Annotated in this window: 32 protein-coding genes, 1 other RNA gene and 1 pseudogene; 8 read left to right on the top strand and 26 right to left on the bottom strand. The window is 53.2% G+C overall.

Going from position 1 to position 25,962, the window contains the following annotated elements:
- Positions 1-397: 397 nt before the first annotated feature.
- From CJ260_RS00165 to CJ260_RS00095, 15 genes are all read right to left on the bottom strand, one after another.
- Entirely contained in the window at positions 398-787 is a 390-nt protein-coding gene (locus CJ260_RS00165) for a hypothetical protein (RefSeq protein ID WP_095628687.1), read from the bottom strand.
- A 96-nt stretch (positions 788-883) separates the two neighbouring features.
- Positions 884-1,174, bottom strand: coding sequence for a 50S ribosomal protein L27 (gene rpmA / locus CJ260_RS00160; RefSeq protein ID WP_087478492.1), 291 nt, complete (start codon positions 1,172-1,174; stop codon positions 884-886).
- A gap of 19 nt (positions 1,175-1,193) precedes the next feature.
- Positions 1,194-1,502: a ribosomal-processing cysteine protease Prp gene (locus tag CJ260_RS00155; protein WP_095628686.1), complete on the bottom strand. Its 309-nt coding sequence runs from the start codon at positions 1,500-1,502 to the stop codon at positions 1,194-1,196.
- A complete protein-coding gene (gene rplU / locus CJ260_RS00150; RefSeq protein WP_087478490.1) occupies positions 1,502-1,813 on the bottom strand; it encodes a 50S ribosomal protein L21 in 312 nt (103 codons plus the stop codon). The genes CJ260_RS00155 and rplU overlap by 1 nt, the downstream gene beginning before the upstream one ends.
- A 176-nt stretch (positions 1,814-1,989) precedes the next feature.
- Positions 1,990-3,126, bottom strand: a complete 1,137-nt coding sequence (locus CJ260_RS00145) for an N-acetylmuramoyl-L-alanine amidase (RefSeq protein WP_095628685.1) — start codon at positions 3,124-3,126, stop codon at positions 1,990-1,992.
- Positions 3,127-3,225: 99 nt separating this feature from the next.
- Entirely contained in the window at positions 3,226-3,441 is a 216-nt protein-coding gene (locus CJ260_RS00140) for a DUF3006 domain-containing protein (RefSeq protein WP_095628684.1), read from the bottom strand.
- Position 3,442: 1 nt separating this feature from the next.
- Positions 3,443-4,345 carry a ComEC/Rec2 family competence protein gene (locus CJ260_RS00135; protein WP_095628683.1) on the bottom strand — a complete coding sequence of 301 codons (903 nt, stop codon included), beginning with the start codon at positions 4,343-4,345 and terminating at the stop codon, positions 3,443-3,445.
- A 1-nt stretch (position 4,346) separates the two neighbouring features.
- Entirely contained in the window at positions 4,347-5,999 is a 1,653-nt protein-coding gene (locus CJ260_RS00130; protein ID WP_233127837.1) for an NAD(P)H-hydrate dehydratase, read from the bottom strand.
- Entirely contained in the window at positions 5,996-6,388 is a 393-nt protein-coding gene (gene acpS, locus CJ260_RS00125; RefSeq protein ID WP_331225482.1) for a holo-ACP synthase, read from the bottom strand. Before acpS ends, CJ260_RS00130 begins: the two co-directional genes overlap by 4 nt.
- Before the next feature lie 54 nt (positions 6,389-6,442).
- Positions 6,443-6,742: a hypothetical protein gene (locus CJ260_RS00120; RefSeq protein WP_087478484.1), complete on the bottom strand. Its 300-nt coding sequence runs from the start codon at positions 6,740-6,742 to the stop codon at positions 6,443-6,445.
- Between the two features lie 8 nt (positions 6,743-6,750).
- On the bottom strand, positions 6,751-7,974 hold the full coding sequence (locus CJ260_RS00115) for an aspartate kinase (RefSeq protein WP_095628680.1): 1,224 nt from the start codon (positions 7,972-7,974) through the stop codon (positions 6,751-6,753).
- Between the two features lie 140 nt (positions 7,975-8,114).
- Positions 8,115-8,461: RNase P RNA component class A (rnpB, locus tag CJ260_RS00110), an RNA gene on the bottom strand.
- 46 nt (positions 8,462-8,507) lie between these two features.
- On the bottom strand, positions 8,508-9,155 hold the full coding sequence (gene thiE / locus CJ260_RS00105) for a thiamine phosphate synthase (RefSeq protein ID WP_095628679.1): 648 nt from the start codon (positions 9,153-9,155) through the stop codon (positions 8,508-8,510).
- A gap of 15 nt (positions 9,156-9,170) precedes the next feature.
- On the bottom strand, positions 9,171-10,292 hold the full coding sequence (locus tag CJ260_RS00100) for a Nif3-like dinuclear metal center hexameric protein (protein WP_095628678.1): 1,122 nt from the start codon (positions 10,290-10,292) through the stop codon (positions 9,171-9,173).
- Positions 10,268-10,966 carry a class I SAM-dependent methyltransferase gene (locus CJ260_RS00095; protein WP_095628677.1) on the bottom strand — a complete coding sequence of 233 codons (699 nt, stop codon included), beginning with the start codon at positions 10,964-10,966 and terminating at the stop codon, positions 10,268-10,270. Before CJ260_RS00095 ends, CJ260_RS00100 begins: the two co-directional genes overlap by 25 nt.
- A gap of 127 nt (positions 10,967-11,093) precedes the next feature.
- On the opposite strand from CJ260_RS00095, the gene CJ260_RS00090 reads away from it, so the two are divergent.
- Entirely contained in the window at positions 11,094-11,522 is a 429-nt protein-coding gene (locus CJ260_RS00090) for a hypothetical protein (RefSeq protein ID WP_095628676.1), read from the top strand.
- A gap of 32 nt (positions 11,523-11,554) precedes the next feature.
- Entirely contained in the window at positions 11,555-12,001 is a 447-nt protein-coding gene (locus CJ260_RS00085; protein ID WP_087478478.1) for a hypothetical protein, read from the top strand.
- A 66-nt stretch (positions 12,002-12,067) separates the two neighbouring features.
- Here the strand turns inward: CJ260_RS00085 and CJ260_RS00080 are convergent, their stop codons facing one another.
- On the bottom strand, positions 12,068-12,694 hold the full coding sequence (locus tag CJ260_RS00080) for an outer membrane beta-barrel protein (RefSeq protein ID WP_158221330.1): 627 nt from the start codon (positions 12,692-12,694) through the stop codon (positions 12,068-12,070).
- Between the two features lie 423 nt (positions 12,695-13,117).
- On the opposite strand from CJ260_RS00080, the gene CJ260_RS00075 reads away from it, so the two are divergent.
- Positions 13,118-13,717, top strand: coding sequence for a DUF805 domain-containing protein (locus tag CJ260_RS00075; protein ID WP_095628674.1), 600 nt, complete (start codon positions 13,118-13,120; stop codon positions 13,715-13,717).
- 69 nt (positions 13,718-13,786) lie between these two features.
- On the opposite strand, the gene CJ260_RS00070 is transcribed toward CJ260_RS00075, so the two are convergent.
- The 4 genes and pseudogenes from CJ260_RS00070 to CJ260_RS00055 all read right to left on the bottom strand — a co-directional run bounded on the left by CJ260_RS00070 (position 13,787) and on the right by CJ260_RS00055 (position 16,085).
- Positions 13,787-14,158 carry a hypothetical protein gene (locus CJ260_RS00070; protein WP_095628673.1) on the bottom strand — a complete coding sequence of 124 codons (372 nt, stop codon included), beginning with the start codon at positions 14,156-14,158 and terminating at the stop codon, positions 13,787-13,789.
- Positions 14,159-14,214: 56 nt separating this feature from the next.
- Complete coding sequence (locus CJ260_RS00065; protein WP_087478474.1) at positions 14,215-14,874, bottom strand: NAD(P)H-binding protein; 660 nt, start codon at positions 14,872-14,874, stop codon at positions 14,215-14,217.
- A gap of 280 nt (positions 14,875-15,154) precedes the next feature.
- Positions 15,155-15,307, bottom strand: a pseudogene (locus tag CJ260_RS00060) (transposase); the annotation flags it as partial.
- 196 nt (positions 15,308-15,503) lie between these two features.
- Entirely contained in the window at positions 15,504-16,085 is a 582-nt protein-coding gene (locus tag CJ260_RS00055; RefSeq protein ID WP_095628672.1) for a PepSY domain-containing protein, read from the bottom strand.
- Positions 16,086-16,385: 300 nt separating this feature from the next.
- Here CJ260_RS00055 and CJ260_RS00050 point away from each other — a divergent pair, with 300 nt between their 5' ends.
- The 3 genes from CJ260_RS00050 to dprA are packed head-to-tail and all read left to right on the top strand — an operon-like array spanning position 16,386 to position 19,392.
- Positions 16,386-16,751 carry a YraN family protein gene (locus tag CJ260_RS00050; RefSeq protein ID WP_095628671.1) on the top strand — a complete coding sequence of 122 codons (366 nt, stop codon included), beginning with the start codon at positions 16,386-16,388 and terminating at the stop codon, positions 16,749-16,751.
- Positions 16,752-16,760: 9 nt separating this feature from the next.
- Positions 16,761-18,281 carry a YifB family Mg chelatase-like AAA ATPase gene (locus tag CJ260_RS00045; RefSeq protein WP_095628670.1) on the top strand — a complete coding sequence of 507 codons (1,521 nt, stop codon included), beginning with the start codon at positions 16,761-16,763 and terminating at the stop codon, positions 18,279-18,281.
- A gap of 4 nt (positions 18,282-18,285) precedes the next feature.
- Positions 18,286-19,392, top strand: a complete 1,107-nt coding sequence (gene dprA, locus CJ260_RS00040) for a DNA-processing protein DprA (protein ID WP_233127836.1) — start codon at positions 18,286-18,288, stop codon at positions 19,390-19,392.
- A 3-nt stretch (positions 19,393-19,395) separates the two neighbouring features.
- Here the strand turns inward: dprA and CJ260_RS00035 are convergent, their stop codons facing one another.
- The 6 genes from CJ260_RS00035 to CJ260_RS00010 form a co-directional block, all read right to left on the bottom strand.
- Positions 19,396-20,097 carry a response regulator transcription factor gene (locus CJ260_RS00035; protein ID WP_087478470.1) on the bottom strand — a complete coding sequence of 234 codons (702 nt, stop codon included), beginning with the start codon at positions 20,095-20,097 and terminating at the stop codon, positions 19,396-19,398.
- A gap of 1 nt (position 20,098) precedes the next feature.
- Positions 20,099-21,577, bottom strand: coding sequence for a cell wall metabolism sensor histidine kinase WalK (locus tag CJ260_RS00030; RefSeq protein WP_095628937.1), 1,479 nt, complete (start codon positions 21,575-21,577; stop codon positions 20,099-20,101).
- Positions 21,578-21,741: 164 nt separating this feature from the next.
- The gene (locus CJ260_RS00025; RefSeq protein ID WP_095628669.1) at positions 21,742-22,335 is read right to left on the bottom strand and encodes a sugar O-acetyltransferase; all 594 of its coding nucleotides are present in this window, start codon (positions 22,333-22,335) and stop codon (positions 21,742-21,744) included.
- 21 nt (positions 22,336-22,356) lie between these two features.
- Complete coding sequence (locus tag CJ260_RS00020; protein ID WP_087478468.1) at positions 22,357-23,208, bottom strand: polysaccharide deacetylase family protein; 852 nt, start codon at positions 23,206-23,208, stop codon at positions 22,357-22,359.
- A gap of 193 nt (positions 23,209-23,401) precedes the next feature.
- A complete protein-coding gene (locus tag CJ260_RS00015; protein WP_095628668.1) occupies positions 23,402-24,178 on the bottom strand; it encodes a HesA/MoeB/ThiF family protein in 777 nt (258 codons plus the stop codon).
- A gap of 20 nt (positions 24,179-24,198) precedes the next feature.
- The gene (locus CJ260_RS00010; RefSeq protein ID WP_095628667.1) at positions 24,199-24,588 is read right to left on the bottom strand and encodes an ASCH domain-containing protein; all 390 of its coding nucleotides are present in this window, start codon (positions 24,586-24,588) and stop codon (positions 24,199-24,201) included.
- Positions 24,589-24,994: 406 nt separating this feature from the next.
- Between CJ260_RS00010 and CJ260_RS12880 the strand changes: the two genes are divergently transcribed.
- Both CJ260_RS12880 and CJ260_RS00005 read left to right on the top strand, forming a co-directional pair.
- Positions 24,995-25,138, top strand: a complete 144-nt coding sequence (locus tag CJ260_RS12880; RefSeq protein WP_162860319.1) for a hypothetical protein — start codon at positions 24,995-24,997, stop codon at positions 25,136-25,138.
- A complete protein-coding gene (locus tag CJ260_RS00005; protein ID WP_095628666.1) occupies positions 25,135-25,536 on the top strand; it encodes a type II toxin-antitoxin system death-on-curing family toxin in 402 nt (133 codons plus the stop codon). Before CJ260_RS12880 ends, CJ260_RS00005 begins: the two co-directional genes overlap by 4 nt.
- Positions 25,537-25,962: the final 426 nt, after the last annotated feature.

The following is a 25,962-nucleotide window of genomic DNA, read 5'->3' as shown; positions in this document are numbered from 1 at the left end:
ATAATATTAATTTCTTTTTTATTGACACATTCGTGACAACTTTTACAAACTTATATAACAAAGCTGCCGCCAAATATGAGACGTCTTTATTCTGACCCTCGATTCCTTGACAGCACTATGCTAAAAGAATATTCTCATGCGTTTTGCATTCAGATTCCAGCCAATATGATCTCATCAAATACATTCGTATTATAGATCTCTATTACGTATTAAAAAGACTGTCACACGAAGAAGATGATTCTTCATGCAACAGTCTCGTTCCTTGACGCTTATTCTACGGCAATCCAATCCACCCAGGCATATTCCTTCCATAGCCTCAATGGTCACGTCAACGCGGTAATGCGCACGGACAACGCCGCGCAGCATCAACATGCCAGCAGCATCATTGCAAAAATATTTATTTTTCCAAGGTCTTGACGAAGCCGTTTTCCTTCAGCCAATCCGTATTCTTTTCCGTCAGGGCCTTCTGGAGATCTTTAAGGCTCAGGTTTTCTACTTCAATAATTTGCTGCGTCTGGGTGACGTATTTCGTTTCTTCATAAACGTAATTGCTTAATTCTTCTTCATCGACCAGATCCTTAATGGCAAAGCGGATATCTTCCGAATCCTGCAAGGTGACGAGAAGCTTGCGCCAGTATTCAAATTCTTCCTCAGTCATCGTAAATGCGCCGAAGTCGTCCGTATCCAGACGGTCCTGGGCACAGATGACGTTTTTGGCGTAATCTACGCCGGCAATTTTGTCGTACACATGCAGATTTCGTTCTTCTCCATTTACATATATGCGCATACTGTTCCTCCTAATCATTCAATTACTGCGTATCATAACAGGTTCAGAATACAAAAAAATCCCGCAGCACTGCTGCAGGATTTTTTATACTCATACTTAAGCTTCAGCTTCAACCGGGTATACGCTTACCTTACGGTTGTACTTGCCGGAGCGTTCGAAAGCGACTTTGCCGGCAGCCGTAGCAAATAACGTATCGTCTTTGCCGATACCTACGTTAGTGCCCGGATGGAAATGCGTGCCGCGCTGACGAACGATAATGTTGCCGGCTTTTACGAGAACGCCGTCATGGCATTTTACGCCAAGGCGTTTGGATTCGCTGTCACGACCGTTACGCGTGGAGCCGGTACCTTTTTTGTGAGCGAACAGCTGCAAATTAAAATTGAACATCCCGTCCACCTCCTGACGTCTATGAATGGAGTATTACATACTCGCTGTATTGCTTGCTTATTTCTGTTAAGCCTAATTCCATTGCGCGCAGTATAGCCTGCGGCGCAACGCCGTCTTTCATCACATGAACGGATAAAGAGCCTTCTCCTACGTCGTACTGCACGTGCTGGGCATCGTAGTCAAGCAGACCTAACAACGCCGACTGTGCCAGTGCCGATACGGCTGCACATACGATATCGCTTCCAGCTTCGCCGTACCCGGCATGACCGGATATATCGAACCCCGTAATGCGCTTCTCCTTATCACGCTGCAATGTAATCGTAATCATTAGCCTTCGATTTTTTCAATCGTAACCTTTGTGTAAGGCTGACGATGACCCATACGGCGACGGTAGTTGGATTTAGCTTTGTATTTGAAAATACGGATTTTCTTCTGTTTGCCCTGTTCCAATACTTTCGCAGTAACTTTAGCGCCTTCAACTACGGGAGCGCCTACTTTAACGTCTCCGTCGTTTACGACTGCCAAAACCTGGTCGAATACTACTTCGGAATCAACATCAGCAGCCAGTTTTTCGACAAAAATGCTGTCGCCTTCCTGAACGCGATACTGTTTTCCGCCCGTTTTAATAATAGCGTACATGAGTGACACCTCCTCATACATATACTCGCTGAATACGGCGCCCTTTGCAGGGACTTACGAGCCTCTCCATGCGGCTTATCCTAGCCACTTATGCTACGACTTTTCTAGTATACATGACAGCCGGTAAACTGTCAATAGAAATTTTCAAGATTTACAGCTATTTCTTTCAGACCGCTTTATCTGCCGTTATGGTTAAAATAATCGGCCAGCCCTTTGACGATGCTTTCGGCAAAATTCTGCTGCTGCTTTTCCGAATTGAGGGCCCGTTCTTCCGTCGGGTTGGAAATGAAGCCCAATTCCAAAAGGACGGCCGGCATATTGGTGTGGAGCAGCACGTAGAAATTAGCCGTCCGCGTGCCTCTGTCGGGGAATTCCGTCGCCTGCATGTTCTGGTTGTGGATGTACTTGGCTAGGCTGTAATCATGAGGCGTCTTGCTGTTGTAATACGCCGTCACGCCGCGGGCGTCGGCCGAAGAGAAGGAGTCGATGTGAACCGATACAAAAGCGTCGGCCTTCGCCGCGTTGGCGATATTGCAGCGGGCCTGCAGTTCTTCTGCTGCGGCATCGTACGGAGCATATACGTCGACGTCGGTCGTGCGGGTCATGATGACCTTCGCGCCGGCATCATTCAGCAAATCGGCGATCTTCTTAGAAATTGCCAGGGTGATATTTTTTTCCTGGGATATCTTGCCGATCGCGCCGACATCGGTACCGCCGTGGCCCGGATCGATGCAGATGACCTTATCCTTTAAGCCCTTGGTCAGCTTGTACGAACGGCTGCTGCTGTATGACGGCACCTTGACGGAATAGGTCGAGCTGAGGGACGTATTGTCAATGCCGATCTTAGCGTCGTTCCAGTGCATCCACTGCTTGACCTTGCCCGACTTGTCGTTGACGTCGATGACGACGCGGCATTCCTTTTTAGCCTTGTCCGTTCCCGGCAGGGTAAAGACGTTGACGTCGCTCTTGGTCACGGCCCGGGGGACCTTGATATTGACGTCCGTGCCGGACGAGCGCTGCGACAAGCTGATGCGGGACACGACGTTGCGGTCCGCATTGTACTTCTTTTCTACATTTTTGGCAATTTTGGCGTTCGGCAGCGTCACCGTAACATATTTCCCGTCCTCGTCAATAAAGAGGCGCGGCGTGACTTTGCTGTCCAATTCCAATACGGTTCGTACGAAAGGAACATTGGCGTCGTTGCGGGTCGCCGTGCGGACGCTGGTGATTTCCGCCTTAGAAGCGGCCTGCGCCGGCAGCATGGGAACCAGGCACAGGAGCATCAGGAGCGGAAGTATAAAAAGTCTCTTCATCACGTATATCTCTCCTTTGCAAAAATTGACCTGTTTATTATATCACATGTCGCCGCCGGATAATATCTTTTTGTGACAAAATTCCTATTCGTATTTTATCTAATCCTTCAAGGCCTTCCGCAGCGCCGCAATGTCGTCGCGCAGCCGCCGTTCTTCCGCGCCGTTGCGCTCTATGGTAATCGTATAGGCCATGCCCTCTTCTGCGCCATCCGGCAGCAGCTCTGCCGGAATCTGCAGGACATGCTCATCGTCGTTCAGTATGATATAGGCCGTCGTCCCGGTAACGCGGTCGACGCTGCCGATAAGCGTCTTCATATTATCGCTCCTTTGTTACGGTATATCCCTGGCCGTCGCTGACGACGGATATCGTGCCGTCCCGGTCCGTCCGGTATACGTCTGCCCTTTGCTTTTTGAGCGCTGTCAGAACGGCGGCATGGGGAAATCCATAGGAATTGCCGGCGCCGCAGGAAATGACGGCGGCTTCCGGCCTCACAGCCTCGAGAAACGCCGGGCTGGAAGAGGTCCTGCTGCCATGATGGCCGGCCTTGAGCACCGTCGCCTTCAGGTCGTTTCGCCGGCCCTGGCGGAGAAGCTGTTCCTCTGCTTCCCGCTGCGCGTCTCCCGTAAACAAGATGGAAAAGCTGCCGAAGGATACCTTGCAGACGACAGACTGGTTATTGGTCCGGCCGCTTTCCGATACAGCCATCGCTGCCGCCCCTTCTGCCGGCGGCCACAGGACATGGCACACGACGTCGCCGGCAAAAACAATCTTGTCTCCCCTGTTTAAGGCTTTATAGGAAATCTTCTTACGCGCGATGTTCTTGACGTAATTCTTGTACATTGCCGTGCGGGACTCTTGCCCGTTGTCGTATATTTGTTTGATATGAAACTGGTCGAACAAGGCGGCCATGCCGCCCAGGTGATCGCCGTGCGGATGGCTTATCAACACGACGTCCAGCGTATGAACGCCCTTTTCCTTGAGCCTCTGTACCAAAGCCGGCCGGCCGTCTACGTCTCCCGTATCAATGAGCATATGCTGTCCCTTGTACTGCAGCAAGGCCGCGTCGGCCTGGCCGACGTCGAGGAAATGGACTTGCAGCTGCTCCGCCTCTGCGTCCGCTCCCCGCCCGCAGCCTGCCGCAAAGAGAAGGCACGCCGCCAACAGGATAAGACAACAACCGGCAAGAGCCGTCCGCAGCGCTGCCGCGCGCCCTTTCATCTTAATCCAAGATCATCGGCGCCTGCAGCAGCGGCACTGCCATTTCTTCTTCCATGCGCCGAATCACGCCGGGCACGGCGTCGGCCACTTCCATCGGCGTAAAGCCGTACGAGCCGATCTGACGGCGGCAGGCGTCGCCGGCAGCGCCGTGGAGGTACACGCCGGCACAGGCGGCACTGCAAATATCGGGACGGCTTTCCCTGGCCGATACAGCGGCAATCATGCCCGTCAGGATGTCGCCCATGCCGCCGCAGGCCATGCCGGCGTTGCCCGTCGGATTGACGTATACGTTGCCGGTCTTAGCCGATACGACAAGCGTCGGCGCGCCTTTCAAGACTAACGTGATGCGCCATTCCTTGACAAACTGCACGGCCGCCGCGAAGGGATCTTTCTGAATTTCGGCGACCGACAGGCCGCTGAGACGGCTGAATTCAGCCAGGTGGGGCGTCATAATGACCTGCCGGGTCAAGGAAGAGACGAAGTCTTTTTCTCCTGCCAGCAAATTCAAGGCGTCGGCATCCAATACGACCGGGCATTCTCCATGAGCTAATATCGCCTTGACAAAGGCCTTTGTTTCCTCATGTCTTCCCATACCGGGACCCATCGCGATGACCGACCAGGCGGCGCATTCATCCAGGACAGATGCCGCGTCTGCCTCCGTAAAGTATTCGCCCTGGCCTACGCCGCGAACCATGATTTCCGGCTGCCGGCCGATGCAGTACGGCGCCGTCTGCGCCGGCACGCGCAGGAATACCTTGCCGGCGCCGCTGCGCACTGCGCCGTGCGCCGCCATCAGGGCCGCGCCGGCCATGTCGCTGCATCCCGTCACGATGCCGATTGTACCGTGACTTCCCTTATGGCTGTCGGGGCTGCGCGGCACGAGGACTTCGGCAATATCCGACTCCTGCAGCAAATAAGCCGGCTCGTCTTCAGGCTGTACCAGCAGCGGAGCCGGCATACCGATAGCGTCCAGCTCTACATGGCCGGCGCAGGTACGGCCGGGATACAAGACCAGCCCCCGCTTCAGAGCGCCGAAGGTAACGGTCATATCAGCAAACAAGGGCCCGTTTTCTTCTTCATCACTGCCGCTGACAGCTCCCGTATCAGAATTGACGCCAGTCGGCACGTCGACGGCAATAACCGTCAGCGCGCCGGCCGCGGCGATTTCATTAATCAGGCCGACGATAGACGAAACAGGCTCTCTGAGATTGCCGTGAAATCCCGTTCCCAGCATGGCGTCGACGACGACCTGACAGCTCTGCAGCCGCTGCCGCAGTACGCGCCACTCCCGTTCCGTGCCTCCGAAATAGGTCAGCAGGCACGATTCGTCGTCTTCCATAGCCTGCAGCGTACTTAAATTCTGCTGTGATTCATCGCTGTACTCTTCGGCTTGTCCCAGGATGTACACGTAAACCCGGGCTCCGGCCGCTGCGATATGGCGGGCAATGACGAAGCCGTCGCCGCCGTTATTGCCCTTTCCGCAGACGACGACTACGTCCTTGCCGGCCCAGCCGTGAATGTATTCGTCGGCCCGTTCGGCAACGGCGTGGCCGGCATTTTCCATCAATACGGCCGGCTGAATACCGTATTTGCCGTGCATGGCCGTATAATCCATCTGGCGCATCTGCGCCGCCGTGTTCAACTTCTGCATCATTCTTCCTCCTTATGTATGTATCCTTCCATGACGACCTGAGCGACAGCGTAATCCCCGTCGTGGCTGACGGACAATGCCGGCGCCGTCGGGCATATCGCCGCAGCCGCCTCTTTATAATAACCGTGCAGAATAAATACAGGCGCTCCCAGCTCCGTATGGCTGACTTCCACGTCCGTCCATTTTCCCTGCCGGAACCCTGTGCCCAAGGCCTTAAAAAGAGCCTCCTTTGCCGCAAATATGCCGGCCAGCGAAGCATACTGCTGTTGCTGCCGCCGGCGGCAGTACGCCAGCTCGGCTTCCGTAAAAAATTTTCCCAGGGATCGTTCGTGGCGGCAGGCCATGTCCTCTATGCGGCTAATCTGCACGATATCGATTCCGCACCTCATCATACACCTCCAAAAAAATGCCGCAATCCCCCCAACAGGAACTGCGGCATAGTATGTTTACCATTTCTGCATTCGGATACAAACGGCCAGGCCTTCCAGCAGCGCCCGGAACGTCGCGAAGGACATTTCCATGTCGTCATACACGGAGCTTGCAACCTTATAAGACAACGTAACCTGCTGCTTCTGATAATCGTAAATCAGGCCGTGCAGGTTCGACTCAAAGGTATACTTCGGCGCCGGCACCTTAAACTGGGGCGGCTTCTCGATCATCAGCCCCCGTATCATGCGGTCGATGAGCACCCGCTTCGGAACCTCTGGCTGCAGCATTTCATCTACAAAACTATCCAATACAGACATTATCCACCTCAGTGTTCGTCAAAGAAATGGGCGTGGATCGCCTTGACGGCCATATCGACGCTTTCTTCGCCAATCAGGCAGGTAATGCTGATTTCAGACGTGGAAATGATTTCGATGTTGATATGGTTGTCCCCCAATACGCCGAACATGCCGGCGGCAATTCCCGGATGGCCGGCCATACCGGCGCCGACGATGGAAACCTTGGCCATCTTGTCGTCGACGAGGATATCTTCGACCGGCATTTCTTCGCGCAGGCGGTTCAGAATATCCTTCGCAGCCGGCAATTCCGTGCGGGCAATCGTAAAGGTAATATCCGTAACGCCTTCCTTAGCGACGCGGACGCTCTGCACGATCATATCGACGTCGACATGGCTGTCGGCCAGCATCGAGAAAATCTTATAGGCATGTCCCGGCTGATTGGGGATGCCTAATACCGTAATCTTAGCTACATTTTTATCCGAAGCGACGCCGCGAATCAAATACTGTTTAATTTCCATTGAGCAAACCTCCTGAATCATAGTGCCTTCATCTTCCGAAAACGTAGAGCGTACGTGGATGGGAACGCTGAAGCGGCTTCCCATTTCAACGGCCCGGGGCTGCATGACGCCGGCGCCGAGCTTTGCCATTTCCAGCATTTCGCCATACGTGATTTCCTTCATTTTCTGCGCGTTGGGAACGACGCGGGGGTCCGACGTATATACGCCGTCTACGTCCGTATAAATTTCGCACACGTCGGCGTTGATCGCACCGGCAATGGCGACAGCCGTCGTATCCGAGCCGCCGCGGCCCAAGGTCGTAATATCGCCGTGGCCCGTAATGCCCTGGAACCCTGCGACGACGACGACGTTGCCTTCGTCCAGCGCTTCCATAATGCGGTTCGGTTCTAAATCCAAAATACGGCCCTTATTAAAGGCGTCGCTCGTCTTGATGCCTGCCTGGGCGCCCGTAAAGGAAATCGCCTTCTGGCCGGCTTCCTGGAACGCCATAGCCATCAAGGCAATCGATACCTGTTCGCCCGTCGAAAGGAGCATATCCATTTCACGTCCGTATGCTTTTGACGTTATCTGTTTTGCCAACGAAACCAATTCGTCTGTCGTATCCCCCATAGCCGACACGACGATGACGATTTTGTCCCCCTCTTGTTTGCCCTTCAAGACACGCTGTACAATAGCGCGCATTTTGTCCGGCGTCGCAACAGAACTGCCGCCAAACTTCTTTACGATTAAAGCCAACTCAAATCCCTCGCTTTATTAAAATGTATGCGTCATGGAGTATAATTTTTTGACCATATAATTGAATAATATCATGTCGTCATAAAATTGTAAAGCAAAAAAAGGCTCTCTGCCGCAACAGAGAGCCTCCTATAGCCTATGAGACGAGTAATCAGTAAGCCGAGTTTTGTTCTGCCAATGGCAGCGACAATCATCTATCTAGACATACCATTGCTGGCATGTTCAAGCGACACAACCCGGAAGATCAGCGGGCCGCTTCATCCCTCCCCTATTCGGTCTTGCTCCAGATGGGGTTTACCTAGCCAGTAAGTTACCTTACTGCTGGTGCGCTCTTACCGCACCGTTCCACCCTTACCGCTTGCGCGGCGGTACACATTTCTGTGGCACTATCCCTAAAGTCACCTTCGCCGGACGTTATCCGGCATCTTGCCCTGCGGAGCTCGGACTTTCCTCTAATGCAAGCACTAGCGATTGTCTTTCATACTCGTCATTTAGAAATCTTACATTAATTCAGCGCAGAAGTCAATATGCAATTACGCCTTCAAAGCATTACGCAGCTCCTGCACGGCCGCCGTCATGTCTTCTTTTCCGACAATGGCTGATATCATGGCAAAGGAACGGAAGCCTTCCTTATATAATGAGCCGATATTTTCCAGGCTGATGCCGCCGATGGTCACGACAGGCAGGGAGAAATGCAGGGCAAAGTGCTTCGCTTCGTCCGACACGACTTCGTGAGCGTCCTTTTTCGACGCCGTCGGGAACATGGGGCCAAAGCCGACATAGTCGGCCCCGTCGGCCAGGGCCTGCTTCATTTCGTCAATCGTATTCGTCGACACGCCGATCACTACGTCGGGGCCAGCCAGCCGGCGCACGACCGTCGCCGGCGCGTCGTCCTGGCCGACGTGAATGCCGTCGGCGCCGCAGGCAATCGCCAGATCGACGGAGTCGTTCATGATGAACGTCACCTTATGGTCATGGCATAATTTGGCAATGGCCGTCGCTTCGGCGTATTTTTCCCTCCACGTCTTATGTTTTTCCCGGTACTGGATAATCGTAACGCCGGCCTCTATGAGATGCCGCGCCGCGTCGATATTGCTCCGTCCCAGAGATAACTCGGCGTTCCCCATAATCGCATAGATGGGGTCGCTCATCAGTTGTCGTATATGTTCTTCTTTTGTCATGTCCTATCGCCTCGTTTACTTTATATAGTGGAACATATCGCGGCTCGTCGGGTCGCTGATACATTCGATAGCCCATTTTCTTTCCCGTCCGGCCGCCCGCAGCCGTTCCTGCAGATCGCTGACGACGGGGTATTCCGTGCCGAAATGGCCGCCGTCGGCAGCGACGATGCCTAACTTCACCGCTTCCTGAGCGTCGTGGTAGCGGATATCGCCGGTCAGATAGAGCTGCGCCCCCGCTTCCTTGGCCAGCTTCATAAATCCGGCCCCAGCGCCGCCGAGAAGGGCCACCTTCGTAACCATCGTATCGGCATCGCCGGCAAAGGGCAGGACGTCGCGCTTCAGCGCCCGCTTTATCTTCTGCAGGACGATGCCCGCCGGTTCCGGCGTCGGCCAGAGCCCGACTCGTCCCATAGCATATTGATGGCCTTCATTGGCCAGGGGATATACGTCGTACGCCGGTTCCTCATAGGGATGGACTTGCAAGACCGCCGCCAAAAGGGCCGGCAGCTTCGGCTGCGGTACGATCGTCTCGATCCGTTCTTCCCGTACCGTTTCCACCGTGCCGATGGAGCCGATAAAGGGATTGGCGCCGGCCCGAGGCTTAAACCGCCCGTCGCCCTTCACCGTAAAGGAGCAGTCGCTGTAATTTCCCGTATATCCCGCGCCGGCTGCCGCCATGGCCTGCCGGACGGCTTCGCTGTGGCTTTCGGGTACATAGACGGCCACCTTGTACAGCGTTTCCTTCACTCCCGGTACGAGGCCCGTGACCTCCCGCAGTCCCAGCCGCCGGGCCAGCACGTCGTTCACCCCGCCGTCGGCGCTGTCCAGGTTGGTGTGCGCGCTGTACACGGAAATATGATGGGCCAGCAGCTTCTGATACATGTCTCCGTCGTACGTATCGCTGCGCAGGGCCTTGATGCCGCTGAAAATAATGGGATGGTGGCTGACGATGAGATTGACGCCGTGCGCTACGGCATAGTCGACGCTGTTCCTCATGACGTCCAGCGTGACCATGATCTTCTGCACCGGTTCGTTGGGACTGCCTACGAGCAGCCCCGGATTATCCCAGGACTCCTTCAGCGAGACCGGAGCCCATTCTGCCAATACTTTTACTACCTCTCCGACTGTAACTGCCATATGATTTCCCTCCAATGCCTGATTTCCTCATCCAGCGCCTGAATCTGCACCGACATATCGCTGCGGCTCTTCGTCCATCCGGCACGGATGTGTTCTTTTTTGCCGATAAGCGACTCTATTTTGCGTACCAGCAGGGGATGCTTCCGCCGCCAGTTGACCGGGCCTATATCACAGAGCCATGGTTCGGGTACTGCTTCCCTGCCCGGCACGGCCCGCATCATCTCGTACAGCCGCCCGTCTTCGACGAGCATCTCTTCGGCTTCTATATGCCAGCCCGCTTCGTATAGGTACTGCCGGACCGCGCCGCTGTCGCTCTGGGGCTGCAGGACGAGGAACTCCATTTCCTGCCATACGACGGGCGACGCCTGCAGTATGCTGACGATCAGCGGGCCGCCCATGCCGCAGATGACCGCCCCGTCCGCTTCGCCGGGCTGGATGCACGTCAGTCCGTCGCCTAAGCGGCAGTCGATGCGGTCGGCTAACCCCGACTGCCGGACATGGGTGACTGCAGCCTGCAGCGGCCCCGGCACGATGTCGGCAGCAATGGCCTTGGGACAACGCCCTTCCTGGCACATGTAGACGGGAATATATCCATGATCGGTGCCGATATCGGCAATGACCTTATGATTAGGAATTAAAGACGCCGCGGCGGCAAGCCGTCCGCTCAGTTTCATAGCAACACATCCTTTAGTATCCATTTAAGTCTTTACAATATACTGTATTTATTATAGCATAAATTATAGCACAGAATAGCAATAGGTTCCTTCTCGTACGCCTTATGATAAAGAAGATGAGCTGATCATGATCTGGAAAACAGGAAATGGCATACTGCGCCTGGGCATAGGAATACTTCTTTTTTACGTGCTGCTGACGCCTATCCCGTATCCGGATACGCTCGTCGTGGCCGATGCTTCCGTATCTGACGAAGACATCGTCCGCCGCATCATGGAGCAGCAACTGACGTATTATACACGCATGGGCCTGCTGTATCCCGACCGCATATTCGCTTACGAAATCGTCCGCATTATCCCCACGACAGACGCGACAAAGCCCAAGGAGCCCTTATACAGCGTCGTCTACTCCGTTAAAAACTATTGGCAATCCCCTGCCTGGACTGCCGGGAACGGCCGTATCGGTGAAGACCATTGGATTCGCAACAAATCGATGATATATCGACTGGTCAAAGACGGCAGCACGTACCGCCTCGCCGCTGTCGGAACGGGGCTGTAATCTTACCTATCATAATTATAAAGGAGCAGCTCATGAAACTCCCCTTTGCCATTACCCGTAAAAGCATTCTCATACTGGTTATCGTCTGCCTCTGCGGCGTCGTGCATTATGAAACGATACCGCCTCACGAATTGTATCCCGACACCCTGAATATGATAGAAGCCGGCGGCCTCAACGACTCTACGATCGTCTACCGCATCGTCGAGCAGGAACTGGCCTTTCACAAGAGCAAACGCCTTCTCGTAGAAGGGAAGATTTTCGATTATAAAAACATTTTCGTCATCCCCGAAGAAAATCCTGAAGACCCGGAGGAAAAGCGGTTCCGCGTCACCTATTCCGTCCAAACGCGGGACGATTACTGGAAATCGGACAACGGCGAACCGTGGGAAGACGACTGGATTTTAAACAAATACACCTATGTCCGGCTGGAAAAAGACATTACGAGATACCGCCTCGTCAATCTCGGCCCAAAGCCATAGAAAAAACCTGCCCTCGCATATGCGGGAGCAGGTTCTTATTATGCTGCCGTATAGAAACGCATCCTATTAGAAGCCGCCGAAACGGTAGGAAATACCCGTAACAAAGCCCTTATAGGTGACGCTGGGGTCGTTGCCATGCCGTCCTTCCGTATCGACGTAACGGTAGCCGGCGTTGATGTCCAGGTCCGGCGTGACGCCGTAGGAAAGGCCCGCTTCCCATGTCGTCGTGTTCTTCGTGCCTACGCCGACCTTGCCATAGAGGTCGAGGTTGTCCGCCAGCGGCGCTTTGCCGATAAGGCCGACTTGCAGGACATTATTCGTCGTGCTGCCGTGATGATCCCATTCGTTTTCAATGCGGTTGTAGCCGGCATAAGCCGCTACGTTGTCGTTGAGGGAATACAAGAGGTTGACTTCCTGCTGATTGCCTGTCGTAGCGTCATATCCGTTGACATCGGTCTTTAACCCTGCGTACTGGTACTGGATGGCCACGTCGTCAGTCAAGCCGTACGTAATGCCGCCCTGGAAGTTCCAGTTCGAGTCAGAGCTGAAACCGCCAATATCAGATTTCGGATTCCATGCGCCTACATCTACCTGTACAGCTCCTTCCTGGAAGGTGGTCTGCGGAGCTGCAAACGCAGCGCCGGATACACAAACTGTTAAAGCTGAGAGCACTGCAAATAATTTTTTCTTCATATAAATCATCCTTCCTGTCCTTGTCTTTTCATTTCTCCCCTTTGGGATTGACTACAGTATAGCAGTATCCGGCGCACTTGTCACGTTTTTAACATCTCATAAATATGCATTATCCCAATTCTGTTACAAGAAAAAATTTACAATCTTTATCCCATTTATATACTGTTATACAGTTTTTTTATAACTGTTATCAAAATTTCTCCGCAAGTATATATATGAATTATTTATTACATATTATACATTTGTAACAGAGACGGTCCCGCTCGGAAACAGAACTGTAACAAAACCGTTTCATCCCTGTCACAACGGCGGGAATATGAAGAAGTAAAATGTTTCCGCATCCTCTCGATTTTCATATGAGGCCTGATGTGGTAATATATACTATAGCGTTATAAAGAATGATTGGAATAGGAGCTTGATACTATGTCGACAACACCCGAATATATGCCCTGGGAAGAGCAATCCTTAAAAACGAAGTTATTTACCTTTCACGGCCGCCTCAGCCGGCGGCATTATATCTACCTGACGATCCTCACCTGGGTACTGGCCGGCGCCATTTCCTATCTGCTGCACACGGCCAGCGCCACCCTCGGGACGATGACCGGCGGCATCTGCCTCATCGTCGCCGTCATCCTGGCCATTCCGACGACGATCATTTCCCTCTCCATCGCCGTCCGCCGCTGGCATGACCTGAACAAATCCTGGCAGTACGTGCTCATCAACGTCTGCTGCGCCTTTGCCGGTGTCTTTTCCCTCTTTCTGTACGCCTACTTATTCATCGCCAAGGGAACGCCAGGAAAAAATCTCTACGGCCCGAATCCGGCAGAACCCTGGGAAGGCCAAGCAGAGTACGTTCCTCCTGCCGTACAGCGACGGCTGGAAGAAGAGCGGTTGAAGAACGAAACGGAAGAAGAAAAAGCCCTGCGAAAAGCAAAATCCCAGGAACCGGCCTATACGATGGACCCTTCGCAAAAGGATCAGCCCGACGATACCTCGACGGAACAGCCGAAAGAAAAACTGTAATACACGACAAAAACAAGCGCAAGCTGAGTATGTATCAGCCTGCGCTTTTGTATTTTCCCTATATTTCCCTTACACGCCGTTGATATACTGCACCGTGCCGCCGCGCACGACGCACTGATACCACTCCGGCAAATCGTCGTAAAACCAATCCAACGTAAACTCATATTGCGGAAACTGCTTGGATACCTCTTTCAGCCAGCCCAGCGGCGGCGTATCGGCAGTCTGAAAGGTCAGGATATTCCCCATCAGCTCCGCACGAACTGCATTTTCCTCTGTCCCCCAGAAAGCTGAACGCCAGTCCCGCCCTTCCTGTCCCGTCAAATCCCGGGGCATGGGCTGAACGGCGTTAAAATCAAGGGGCTCCGCTCCGCCGATATACTCCAACACCCGTTCTACGCCGTCCCGAGGCAAGTACATGCGATTTGTAATATAAACAGGCATCGTCATCCCTCCTGCTCGTAATGTCTTTAGCTGCGTTGCCCGATTTCAAAACACTTTCAATCCATAGAAACGCGGATATTCTGTCCCGTTATACGGCGAACACCTCGGAAAGACTCTGCCCCGGCATGGGCCATACATTCCGCTACGACACGGGTCTCTATCGGCGCAAGTCCCCGAAGCAGGCCGAAGGCATTGGCTATTTGCAGCGCTTTGACAGACACCGTTTCGCCTAGCCCCTTGGCCGTTTTGCGTATCAAGGACGGCGGCTGAATGATGGTAAGTCCATCGAATCCCAGCGCTTCTGCAGCTCTTTCTATCTCTCCCTTTAGCCGCAGATAAAAGAACTTAGAATGGCAGTCAGCGCCGACGGAAGACACGAGTACCAGGTGACGCACACCCTGCTCTTTCGCTGTCCGGGCTGCGGTCAGTTGATATTCATAGTCGACGCGGTACTGCCCTTCCTTAGAGCCGGCCTGCTTCCGCGACGTCCCCAGCGCAGAAAACAACACGTCGCCCTGCATGAATTCCCGCCACTGCTCCGGATAGGCAAAGTCGACGATATAAGACGTCAATTTTTCATGTCGAATGCCAAGGTCCCTCCGTGCAAACGTCGCCACAGAGCTATACCGCTCATCTTTCAATAAGATATCTACCAAATCCCGACCGACAGCCCCCGTCGCCCCGATGACGAGGGCCTTTTTCAGATGATGTTCCATATATACCATCCCTTATGTAAATTCATAAAAGCAACCCGTAAGATTATGATACCATTTTGACTAAATCTATGTCCTCATACTGAACAAGCTTCGCCAAATATCCGGCTCGATTCGTCAAAACAGACATACACATTATTTTATACAGATTATAAGCCAAAGACTGCTAAGGTATCAATAATTTTGTACTTGTAATTCAAAATTATATAAAATAAGTGATTTTTATACGTCTATCAAAATACACTCGTTTCTTCAATCCTTTCTATCCCTATGCGCAAATCCCCTTTACTCCTTTTCTCTCGCATAGCTGCCGCAGTATTTTCCCAATATCTGCTTGGATTCGTCCATAGATTTCCTGCCGCCTATATTTAGGCGCGAATACGATATGATATTTACATCTCCTCTTGCTATGTGATAAACTTTTTACGTCATTCATTGACAAGAACCTCCTATTCTATACGGGGATGTGGTTGCCAGACCCTTTCCATGGTATCATAGGAGGTTCTTTCTTTTTCTATAAGGAGTATATATCTACCCCTAGTGCAGCCAAGGATTTTATCATGCCTATTCGGCGGCAAAAAAAATCTATCGCCGCGGACATGACGCCGCAGGGATAGATTTTTTTGTTTCTATTACAGTTCGTCGAAAATAGAATAGGATTCGACTTCGCTTTCCAAGACTTCGCCCGTAATGGCGTTGATTTCCAATTCATAGCCTAAGCCGTCGCCGTTGCACTCGATTTCATAGATAGGCAGGAAAAACTCCTCCTGTCTCGTCCAGCCGTCGTGCTGTCCCGGCGTCGCCTGCGCAGCCTGTCCCTGTCCGTTTCCTTGGGCAGGAGCTGCTGCAGCCGGTCTTACGTCGCGCGGCTGGCGGTCGCGGCGCGCGTTCCGATAGTTGCCGTCGTCCCATTTATTTTCCAGGGAAATTTCCCGGAACCGCAATTCTGCCACATCCTTGCCGACAGCCTGGGCGGCGATCGCCTTGATGTCCTCGACGCCGATGAGCTGCACGTTGCGCTGCGCCGCCTGATATTCTACCATGCGCGTCTGGGCCTGCTGGATCTGCGCCTTCCGTTCCATCTTCTGCTGGTGGTAATACCATGCGCCGCCGCCTGCGACTATGGCGCAGACAACCACTAAGACTGCGCCGAGTTTCAGACGGCGCGGCGTAAATATCCGTTTCAGCCAGTTCGTATATCCCTTTTGTTCCATGTCATGTTCCTCCTCATATATCTATCGTAGTATACCGAATTATATGCATTGCTGATTACATATACAGTATAGACAATAAATCTAAACAATCGCTTAAGAAAGCAAAAAAATAGTGTTAATCTTTGCTTTCCCCTTTTTTACAGCAAAGCGGCCTCATCCATCGGCCTGAATTTTAATGAAAATTTAATGAACTAACCTGATTTTTGCGTTTTTTTCATCTAATTTTCATGTAATTCTCCATTTGTTCTAATGTTCCTTTCGTATACTGCCGATAGATACCTCGTCAAAGGAGTGGATATCATGTCAGACGCCTCGTTGGGAAAGGCCGGCGAAGAAGCCGCCGTCAAGTACCTCCGCCATACGCTGGGCTACGCAGTCCTCAGCCAAAATTATCGCAATCGCCTGGGAGAAATAGACATTATTGCCCAAGACGGCGACACCCTCGTCTTCGTCGAAGTAAAAACGCGCCGGTCGCAGCAGTGCGGCAGGCCGGCCGAAGCCGTAGAAAACCGCAAGCAGAGAAAACTGTCCCTTGTCGCCCTGTCCTATATGACGCGGCACCATTGCTGGCACATGCCCTGCCGCTTCGACGTCGTCGAAGTCATCCCTTCGCCGCAGGGATTTCACCTTCATCATATACGCCACGCCTTTTTGAGCAAGGCATAGGAGACGCCCATGTTTTCACGTACGTACGGAGCCACCGTATTCGGGCTTCACGGCAATATCATAACGGTCGAGACGGACATTTCCAACGGCCTTCCGGCTTTTGAAATCGTAGGACTGGCGGCGACGTCCGTCAAAGAATCGAAGGAGCGGGTCCGCTCGGCTATCAAGAACAGCGGCTATGAATTTCCCATGCGGCGCATTACGGTTAATTTAGCGCCGGCCGATTTGAAAAAAGACAGCGCCGGCCTCGACGCGGCCATCGCCGCCGGCATCATGGTGTCGAGCGGCCAAATCCCGGCCGAGCTGTGCCGCCAAACCCTGTTCATCGGCGAATTGGCCTTAGACGGGACGATCCGCCCCGTCGCAGGCATCCTGTCCATGGTGCTGCAGGGCGCTGAAGAAGGCTTTCACACCTGCTTCGTCAGCAAGAAAAACGCCGCCGAAGCGCTGCTGTGCCGCGCCATGACGGTCTATGCCGTCGAGTCCTTGTCGGACATTATTTCCCATTTGCTGGGCCTTGTCCGCCTCTCTCCGGCCGTGGCCGGAGACGTGTTTACAGACCGGCCGGATTACCGCGTCGATTTTTCAGAGGTCCAAGGACAGTTTACGGCCAAGCGGGCCCTGGAAATCGCCGCGGCCGGCGGCCACAACGTCCTGCTCATCGGCCCGCCCGGTTCCGGCAAGACCATGCTGGCCAAGAGGATTCCTACGATTCTGCCGCCCATGAGCCTGCGCGAATCGCTGGAGGTGACAAAGATATACAGCGTAGCCGGCCTTTTTCAGCAGTCGAAAATGCTGGCGCAGCGGCCCTTCCGCAGTCCTCACCACACGATTTCCACGGCAGGCCTCATCGGCGGCGGCACGATTCCCAAGCCCGGCGAAGTGACCCTAAGCCACAACGGCGTCCTGTTTCTCGACGAGCTGCCCGAGTTTCCCCGTTCCGTATTGGAAGTGCTGCGCCAGCCCCTGGAGGATTTCGTCGTCCACATTTCCCGGGTCAACGCCTCCCTGTCCTATCCGGCCCGCTTCATCCTCATCGCCGCCATGAATCCCTGTCCCTGCGGCTTTTTCGGCAGCTCCGAGTCGAATTCCTGTACCTGCACGACCGGCGAAATCCGCCGATACGTCCGCAAAATATCGGGCCCTCTCCTGGACCGCATCGACCTGCACGTCGCCGTAGACCGCCCCAAATACCAGGAATTGATTACGACCATTCCCCAGGAGTCGTCCGAAGCAATCCGCAGCCGCGTCTTGGCCGCCAGAGAAAGACAGGAGCGGCGGCTCCAATCGTACGGCCTGTCCTGCAACGCTCACATGGGCCATCGGGAAATCAAAGAAACGTGCCGTCTATCAAGGGGCGCCCAAGATCTGCTGCAGACTGTGTTCGACACAATGAAGCTAAGCGCCCGCAGCTGCGACCGCATCGTCAAAGCAGCCCGGACGATTGCCGACTTAAACGGGGACGAACACATACGAAGTGAACACGTTGCCGAAGCAGTGAGCTACCGCAATACATTACAAAGGGTGTGACGCCATGACAATACAGGACATAGAAAAGGAACGACTCTATACGGCGTCCCTCGCCTCCCTGCCCGGGCTGGGCTCCCGCCGCATCAGCGCCCTGATCAGCCGGTTCGGCTCTGCCGCGGCCGCTTGGGACGCTTCGGCCGCCGACTGGCAAGACGCGGGCATACCGGAAACCGTCGGTACGGCGCTGACGGAGGCGCGGTCCCGCTATGACTGGGATGAGCAGCTCCGCCTGCTGTCCCGATATCATACGAAGCTCGTCGCCTTGTGGGAAGATGACTACCCCCAGCTTCTCCGCGAAACGTATAATCCGCCGCCTATACTGTACTATCAGGGAGCGCTGCCGCAGTTTCCCAAAGCCGTCGCCATCGTCGGCGCCCGCAAGGCCACGCCGTACGGCAGGAACGCCGCCCAGACCCTGGCGGAACAAATGGCCCGCAGCGGCATCGCTGTCGTCAGCGGCGGGGCTCGCGGCATCGATACCAAAGCCCATCTGGGGGCCTTAGCCGGCAAAGGGATTACCTGCGCCGTCGTCGCCAACGGCCTGGACACGGCCTATCCGCCGGAAAACAAGGCTTTATTTGCAGACATCATAGAAAAAGGCGGCTCCGTCGTCAGCGAATACGCCTTCGGAGTCCGCCCTTTGGCGATGAATTTCCCAGCCCGCAACCGCATCATCGCCGGCCTGTGCCGCTGCGTCGTCGTGACCGAGGCGGCCCTGCGCAGCGGATCCCTCATTACGGCTGATTTTGCCCTCGAAGAAGGGCGGGACGTCTTCGCCGTCCCCGGAAGCATTTATTCTGAAATGAGCAAGGGGACGAACGCCCTCCTGCGCAAGGGGGCTATCGCCCTGACGGGCATTGAAGATATCCTATCCGAGTATGGCTGGGACGCAGAGGAAATGAAACAAAGCCTCCCGCCATTTTCCCTCACGCTGTTGGAAGAAGCTGTATTGGAAGCCCTGCCCTGCGACCAGCCCGTGTCCCAGGACGAGCTGGTCGTCAAAACGAAGCTGCCGCCGTCTCAACTGAGTCCTCTGCTACTGAAGCTGCAGCTGTACGGCCTCATTGAAGAAGCAGGCGGCACGTCGTATGTAAAAAAGCCCGGGCGGTAACTCCTATCCTTCGGCAAAGCGGTAGCCTGCGCCCCATACGGTTTCAATGTAGATGGGCTGCGTCGGATCAGGCTCTATCTTTTCACGGATGCGGTTGATATGAACCATGACCGTCGCCGTATCGCCGGCCGCATCCAGCCCCCAAACCCGGTCAAAAATCCGCTCGCGGCTGAACACGATGCCCGGATGCTTAGCTAAAAAAGCCAGCAGCTCGAATTCCCTGTTGGTCAAAAAGGCTTCCTTGCCCTGGGAAAAGACGCGGTGCTTTTTTAAATGGATTTCCAGCTCGCCGACCTTGAGGACGTCTTCGTCCTTCGGCGCGGCGCCGGCGCGGCTCGTCAGCCGTTCATAGCGGCTGATATGGGCCTTGACCCGGGCTACCAGTTCGCTGGGGCTGAAGGGCTTGCTGATGTAATCGTCAGCTCCCAGTCCCAGGCCCCGGATCTTGTCGATATCTTCCCGTTTGGCCGACACCATGAGAATGGGCACATCCTTCTGCGCCCGTATTTCCCGGCAGACCTGAAAGCCGTCCATGCGCGGCAGCATGATATCCAATAAAATTAAATTATATTCATCAGCCAACGCTTTTTCCAAGCCGGTCACGCCGTCTTCGGCTATATCGACTTCAAAATCGTTCGCTTCCAGGTAATCCCGCTCTAACTCCGTAATTTCCTTATTGTCTTCAATGATCAAAATGCGCTTCATGTTACTCCTCCTTTGCAATGGGCAGGCGCATGGAAATCGTCAGGCCGCCGCCCTTCGTTTCCTCTGCCCAAATCGAGCCGTGCAGCGATTCGATAATCTGCTTGGCAATCGCCAGGCCCAGGCCGCTGCCCTTCTTTACGTCCGTACGGGCCGCGTCGGTGCGGTAAAAGCTGTCGAACAATTTCGGCAAGCTTTCGGCCGGCACGCCGACGCCGTGGTCGACAAAGGAAACGACGACGGACTCGCCTTCCTCGGCAATGACGATTTCTACGTCGGCCTTAGGCGTCGTCTTATATTTTACGCAGTTCGTCAGCAGGTTTTCCACGACCCGCCGGAATTGGTTCCTGTCTATGGCCACGGCCGCCGTGCTCTGATGTCCCCGGAGCGTCAGCGTCACGCCCTGTTCGGCCAGCGTCATAGCCGTCTCGCCGATGACGTCTTCAAAATACCGGTATATCGGCACGACTTCCAGCGAAAAGGGAATCCGTCCCAGGTCCAGCTTGGAAAACAGGAACAGGCTGTCTACGAGCCGCTCCATGGCGCAGGCCGTGTCATAAATTTTATCAATATACTGGCGCTGCTTTTCCGGCGTCCGGGCAATGCCCTCGCGAATGCCGCTGGCATAGCCCTTCAGCAGCGTAAGAGGCGTCGCCAAATCATGAGAAATGCCGGCGATCAATTCCTTGCGGTTCTGCTCGTACTTCTGCCGTTCCTCCCGCACCTTCCGCAGTTCCTTGCGCATGTCGTCAAAATCGCGGCACGTCTGGCCCAGCTCATCCTGCGCCGGCACGACAAGGGGATACTCAAAATTGCCCTGCTGAATTTCCGCCGCAGCCTTCCGCAGCTCTGCCAGCGGCTCGATAATCTGCCGCGACAGGAGGCGCGATAAATACAGGCCCAGCCAGATGATGACGATGATGGAAAGGACGAGGACGGCAAACAGCACGATTTCCAGCACATCCTCCAAGGCGTCGTCGGCATCGTACGACGTGACGAAGGGCATCTGTCCGGCCGCCCATATGACCGTGTCGCGGCGGGGCGAAGAATAAATAAAGGCAAAGTCCTCGTTATTCCACGACATGGCCGAGGCGGCGTTTCCGCACTGCTTCTGGACCAAATACCGTATATCGTCTTCATCAGCCCCGTCAGTGATATACAGCAGGCGGCCGTCGGCGACGATGACGGTCTGTATGCCGTGCTTTTCCAAAATCAGGCATTCTTCAAACACGTCTTCCAGCTTCAGCGAATCCTCGTTTTCTACCTTCATGCGCAGGGAACTCACCGCATAGGAAATCGACATGGACGACCCCTTTTCCGGCCACAGCAGGGCCAGCTCGCTCTGCCGCACCGTGCCGGTAAACTGCAGCCCGGCAAAGATAACTCCCCCTAAAATCGTCAGCCACACGACGGGAATGAATACCATGAGGAAATTCGTCAGCATCATCCGTTTCCGCAGCGAAATATCCCGTATCTTCAGCAAGACCATCCCTCCCCATTCATCGATACGTTTTCATTATATATTATACTCTACATTCTTTAAATATTTCTAAAATTTATAAAAAGATTCCTCCAGCAATAGGCAAAAACACCTGACATGGCCTAACAGACCGATATCAGGTGTTTTTATATTTCCGTATATATTTGTCAGATGCCTCCTGCACCGTACAAGGCGGCGTCGGCCGCGGTAATCGGACGAACAGGCCAGCAGGGATTGCCGACAGCGACGACATTGTCGGGAATATCGTGAACGACGACGCTGCCGCCGCCGATGACGACGTTGCTGCCGATCGTCACGCCAGGCATGACCTGCACGCCTGCCCCGATCCACACGTCGTGTCCTACCGTAATGGGATAGGCGTATTCCAGCCCTTGATTCCGCAGCCCTGCGTCGATGGGATGGCCGGCCGTATAAAAGCCGCAGTTCGGCGCGATAAAGACATTATCGCCGAATACGACCTTATTGGCGTCCAGGATCACGCAGTTGTGGTTGGCAAAAAAATGGTCGCCGATTTCGATATTATACCCGTAGTCGCACCAAAAGGGCGGCAATATCGAAAAGGAAGCCCCAGTCTTTCCCAATAAGGACCGCAGGATGCGTTCCTGCTCCGCCGCTTCCGACGGACGCAGCTGGTTAAAGGTATAGCATAAGTCCTTTGCCCTCATCCGTTCTGCCAGCAGTTCTTCGTCATAATTGGCGTCATACAGCAGCCGGCGGAGCATCTTCTCTTTTTCCGTCATCGTCTTCCCGTCTCTCCTTTGCTACGGCTCGGGAACAAAGACCGCCAAGGACTTCGTCGCTTCCCTGGCCTCCAGCCCTTTATGCAGGCGCCACAGCCACGAGCTCAAGGTACTGAAATTCAGGCGGAAATAGAAATGGCCGAAGCTGTCGGGCCCTTCAAAAAAGGGAACCCGGGCCAAATCGAAGTGGTCGTCCCAGGGAAAATCCCGCCCCGTTTCTACAGTAAAGCCGTACTCATACCCGGCCGCCCGCGTCTCTTCCATGACCATGTCGTCAAACTCCCCTTCGGGAAAGGCGATATACTTGCAGGGCTTCTGCAAATGGGATTCTATGGCCGCCTTGGATTCCCGCAGCTCCGTCCGCACGCCCTGGCGGTCAAAGCTGGTCAAGGGCTTGTGACTCATCGTATGGGAGCCGAATTCCATGCCGTTCCGCCCCATTTCCTGTACCTGGGCCCACGTCAGATATCCCGGCGTCTCCATCAAATCGACGATGAGAAAAATCGTCCCCGTAAGGCCGTATTTCTTCATGATAGGATAGGCATGCTCATAGTTGTCGACATACCCGTCGTCAAAGGTAATCATGACCGGACGGTCGGGCAGGCTGCCCTCGCCGCGCATATAGGCGGCGAACTGGTCCTGCGTAATCGCATGATAATCGTGGTCGTGAAGGTACTTCATCTGTTCTTCAAAGTCTGCCGGCGTCATCGTCAGCACCGTTTGAAACTTGTCGTTTACCTGATGATAATTCAGGACAGGAACGCCGGTCAGCAAATAATTTGTCGAGCCGAAAAACCAAAACAACCCTATGCCTGCTACCAGGACGGCCCCGGTCAGCGCCAGGCCGGCAAGCCAAGATACGATTTTTTTCATCGCCACGATCTCCCTTGATGCGTACTCTAATCATTGCCTAATAGAATAGCACATTTGACCTGATGACGCAAGAATAGAATCCAGAACAGCGCAGCCCTTGCGTCTTCCCTTCCCAACGGCTGCCAACGGCAGAAATTCCATGTCTTCGCCTATCACTCCTGTGAAAAGGAAATTTTCTTCGCAACATCAGCCGCTACAGCGCCGTAATCGTCGGATGATCCCCGCAGACGGCGCAGTCTGGATTCTGCGGAAAAGGCACCTTGCGGAAGGTCATGGTCAGGGCGTCGTAGGTCAGGAGCGTCCCCGTCAGCAATTCGCCGACGCCGGTAATATACTTAATCGCTTCCGTCGCCTGTATCGTCCCGATCGTGCCGGCCGCAGCGCCCAATATACCGACGTCCTTCGCCGTCGGCACGTCGCCGGGAGCCGGCTCTTCCTCGAAGATGCAGCGATAGCACGGCCCCTGGCCCGGCACGTAGGTTAGGACCTGCCCGTGATACGCCACGACGCCGGCGTGGGAAAAGGGCTTCTGCAGCAGGACGCAGGCGTCGTTGATGAGGAACTTAGCCGAGAAATTATCCGTCCCGTCGATGATGAAATCGTAATCCTTATCATTGATAATGTCGGCAATATTGCTCCGCGTCACCTCTTCGCAGTACGGCACGACCGTAATACCGCCGTTCAGCTCCTGCAGCCGCCGCTGCGCCGACAATGCCTTCTCCGTGCCGACAGCCTGTTCTGAATGGAGAATCTGCCGCTGCAAATTAGACACATCGACGACGTCGCCGTCGACAATCCCCAGCGTCCCTACGCCGGCCGCCGCCAAATACAAGGCAATAGGAGAACCCAGCCCGCCGGCACCGATGAGCAGTACCTTGCTTTCCCATAATTTCCGTTGTCCTTCTTCGCCGATGCCGGCCAAAGCCATATTGCGGGCATATCTATCCCGTTGTTCCACTGTCAGTTTCATATAAACTATCCTTCCAGCTTTTATTCCACATCACGGCATATCCCCTCATCTATCCAAAGAGAATAGGCCGTATCAAAATCAACAAAATGGTCTGTCCCCGTTTCATACAACACGGTGATTTTCTCATCTGGCACGTCAAATAAATGAATTTTTCCCTTTACAGGAAACGGAGCGATCGGCACGACCTCTGGATCAAAATGCCACGCATACTTTCGATTTCCGCCCGTAATATGTACTAAATTGACAATGCATAAGGCATACCCTCTGGGAAATTGAGGCCCGTCATTATATTGCGAAGCACAAATTAACAGCAGCCCTCTGTAAGGTGTACTCCATGACCGATATTCAATATGCTTTTCGCCTGCAGCAATCAGTGTCGCATAATACGGATGCAGCGATAAGGCTTTCATGTCTCTCATCTCCCCGTTCCTTCGCCATACACATACCATTATCGCAACTAGGCCTATATTACTTGATATTATACCATACCCTTAGGGGAACGCCATGACAAAATCTATGGAACCAGCCATCAGCGTCAGCATTTTGTTCTTGAATATTCCTCTTTCAACCATCATTTTTCCAAATTCTCGCTTCTTTTTCTTGCATAATACACAAGGTTTCTTATCTATAAGATACCACGACGTCAACCGCTAATTACCCATGATATGCAAGTTATCTTCTTCATTATTCTCTTCCATTATGTACAAATTTATTGTAATATGACATTATAATATGCTAAAAGAAGGTTTCAATGGAGCGTTCTGAATTTAATAAACTATTCGAAATCAGTGAAAGTACAGTAAAACGAGGAGCATTATGATGAATGTACAACAAACTAAACAAGAAAAGAAAATACTTACTAGCCAGACCAGCCAGGAAATTAAAGAAAAAATCCGCAAGGCATCTGAACTGATGATGCAGCGGAATTACCAAGCATATAAGGATTTGGAAAACAAATGAGTACTGAAAAAGATACAATCGCAATCATTCTAGACGATGTATTGGCTTTTCATAAACAAATGGAAAAAAACTTTGTCATGGATAAAGGCATTCATGACATGGGACTATTAGAATCTGCTGTCAGCACGCCGTTTCAAACATTCGGCGGTCAGGAATTATATCCCTCTCTTCTAGATAAAGCAGCCCGTCTTTGTTATGGTCTGGCGAAAAATCATCCTTTCCGCGACGGCAACAAACGTTCTGCGGTTCACAGCATGTTGGTCTTTCTGTACATCAATGAGATAGAATTAGAGTATACCCAGCTTGAACTGGAAGAAATGATTATCGCTGTCGCTGATAACCGCATGTCTAGCGATGAATTAAAAGATTGGATTGAAAAAAGAATACAAAAGAAATAATCATTAATTGCCGTCGTGAACAATCATCCGGCAGCTTAAAATGATTATGACTTACAGTGAAGCTCATAAATTACGTTGCAGATGTATTGAGAGGTAATCCCCTATGGACGATGCAATCGAAAATATCAAGATGTAGGTTTGACGAAATCGCTCACGATGTGAGCGATTTTTTCGTAAATGAATGTACAATCTAAGTACAACACCTGAAATAAAAGAGCCTGTGAAAAAATCTCTGTAAACATAGATCTTCTATGATACTTGGTAAGCTGAAAGCGAATTTGAGAACTTTCAGCTCATGGTTTATATATAACAACACATGCTGAACATGTCAAGTACAGACAGGATTTTCGCCTGCTTTTGCCAGCTATGCGTTACTCTGGGAGTCGGCCTTCGTACATTATGCTCAGTTCCCCATACACCTGTCCC

This window comes from Megasphaera sp. ASD88 (genome assembly GCF_002287425.1).
Classification (GTDB): domain Bacteria; phylum Bacillota; class Negativicutes; order Veillonellales; family Megasphaeraceae; genus Megasphaera; species Megasphaera stantonii.
Note: the sequence above shows the minus strand (reverse complement) of the source record. Positions and strands in the feature narration are given on the sequence as shown.

Coding starts and splice junctions, on each gene's coding strand:
- CJ260_RS00100 (WP_095628678.1), bottom strand. CDS start 10,292: ATGGCAGTTACAGTCGGAGAGGTAGTAAAAGTATTGGCAGAATGGGCT.
- CJ260_RS00010 (WP_095628667.1), bottom strand. CDS start 24,588: ATGAAAGCCTTATCGCTGCATCCGTATTATGCGACACTGATTGCTGCA.
- CJ260_RS00020 (WP_087478468.1), bottom strand. CDS start 23,208: ATGAAAAAAATCGTATCTTGGCTTGCCGGCCTGGCGCTGACCGGGGCC.
- CJ260_RS00005 (WP_095628666.1), top strand. CDS start 25,135: ATGAGTACTGAAAAAGATACAATCGCAATCATTCTAGACGATGTATTG.
- CJ260_RS00130 (WP_233127837.1), bottom strand. CDS start 5,999: ATGATGCAGAAGTTGAACACGGCGGCGCAGATGCGCCAGATGGATTAT.
- CJ260_RS00065 (WP_087478474.1), bottom strand. CDS start 14,874: ATGGAACATCATCTGAAAAAGGCCCTCGTCATCGGGGCGACGGGGGCT.
- rplU (WP_087478490.1), bottom strand. CDS start 1,813: ATGTACGCTATTATTAAAACGGGCGGAAAACAGTATCGCGTTCAGGAA.
- CJ260_RS00045 (WP_095628670.1), top strand. CDS start 16,761: ATGTTTTCACGTACGTACGGAGCCACCGTATTCGGGCTTCACGGCAAT.
- CJ260_RS00135 (WP_095628683.1), bottom strand. CDS start 4,345: ATGAAAGGGCGCGCGGCAGCGCTGCGGACGGCTCTTGCCGGTTGTTGT.
- CJ260_RS00145 (WP_095628685.1), bottom strand. CDS start 3,126: ATGAAGAGACTTTTTATACTTCCGCTCCTGATGCTCCTGTGCCTGGTT.
- CJ260_RS00050 (WP_095628671.1), top strand. CDS start 16,386: ATGTCAGACGCCTCGTTGGGAAAGGCCGGCGAAGAAGCCGCCGTCAAG.
- CJ260_RS00035 (WP_087478470.1), bottom strand. CDS start 20,097: ATGAAGCGCATTTTGATCATTGAAGACAATAAGGAAATTACGGAGTTA.
- CJ260_RS00155 (WP_095628686.1), bottom strand. CDS start 1,502: ATGATTACGATTACATTGCAGCGTGATAAGGAGAAGCGCATTACGGGG.
- CJ260_RS00075 (WP_095628674.1), top strand. CDS start 13,118: ATGTCGACAACACCCGAATATATGCCCTGGGAAGAGCAATCCTTAAAA.
- thiE (WP_095628679.1), bottom strand. CDS start 9,155: ATGACAAAAGAAGAACATATACGACAACTGATGAGCGACCCCATCTAT.
- CJ260_RS00080 (WP_158221330.1), bottom strand. CDS start 12,694: ATGAAGAAAAAATTATTTGCAGTGCTCTCAGCTTTAACAGTTTGTGTA.
- CJ260_RS00095 (WP_095628677.1), bottom strand. CDS start 10,966: ATGAAACTGAGCGGACGGCTTGCCGCCGCGGCGTCTTTAATTCCTAAT.
- CJ260_RS00085 (WP_087478478.1), top strand. CDS start 11,555: ATGAAACTCCCCTTTGCCATTACCCGTAAAAGCATTCTCATACTGGTT.
- CJ260_RS00120 (WP_087478484.1), bottom strand. CDS start 6,742: ATGTCTGTATTGGATAGTTTTGTAGATGAAATGCTGCAGCCAGAGGTT.
- CJ260_RS00140 (WP_095628684.1), bottom strand. CDS start 3,441: ATGAAGACGCTTATCGGCAGCGTCGACCGCGTTACCGGGACGACGGCC.
- CJ260_RS12880 (WP_162860319.1), top strand. CDS start 24,995: ATGATGAATGTACAACAAACTAAACAAGAAAAGAAAATACTTACTAGC.
- CJ260_RS00055 (WP_095628672.1), bottom strand. CDS start 16,085: ATGGAACAAAAGGGATATACGAACTGGCTGAAACGGATATTTACGCCG.
- rpmA (WP_087478492.1), bottom strand. CDS start 1,174: ATGTTCAATTTTAATTTGCAGCTGTTCGCTCACAAAAAAGGTACCGGC.
- dprA (WP_233127836.1), top strand. CDS start 18,286: ATGACAATACAGGACATAGAAAAGGAACGACTCTATACGGCGTCCCTC.
- acpS (WP_331225482.1), bottom strand. CDS start 6,388: ATGATGAGGTGCGGAATCGATATCGTGCAGATTAGCCGCATAGAGGAC.
- CJ260_RS00025 (WP_095628669.1), bottom strand. CDS start 22,335: ATGACGGAAAAAGAGAAGATGCTCCGCCGGCTGCTGTATGACGCCAAT.
- CJ260_RS00070 (WP_095628673.1), bottom strand. CDS start 14,158: ATGCCTGTTTATATTACAAATCGCATGTACTTGCCTCGGGACGGCGTA.
- CJ260_RS00015 (WP_095628668.1), bottom strand. CDS start 24,178: ATGAAACTGACAGTGGAACAACGGGATAGATATGCCCGCAATATGGCT.
- CJ260_RS00090 (WP_095628676.1), top strand. CDS start 11,094: ATGATCTGGAAAACAGGAAATGGCATACTGCGCCTGGGCATAGGAATA.
- CJ260_RS00165 (WP_095628687.1), bottom strand. CDS start 787: ATGCGCATATATGTAAATGGAGAAGAACGAAATCTGCATGTGTACGAC.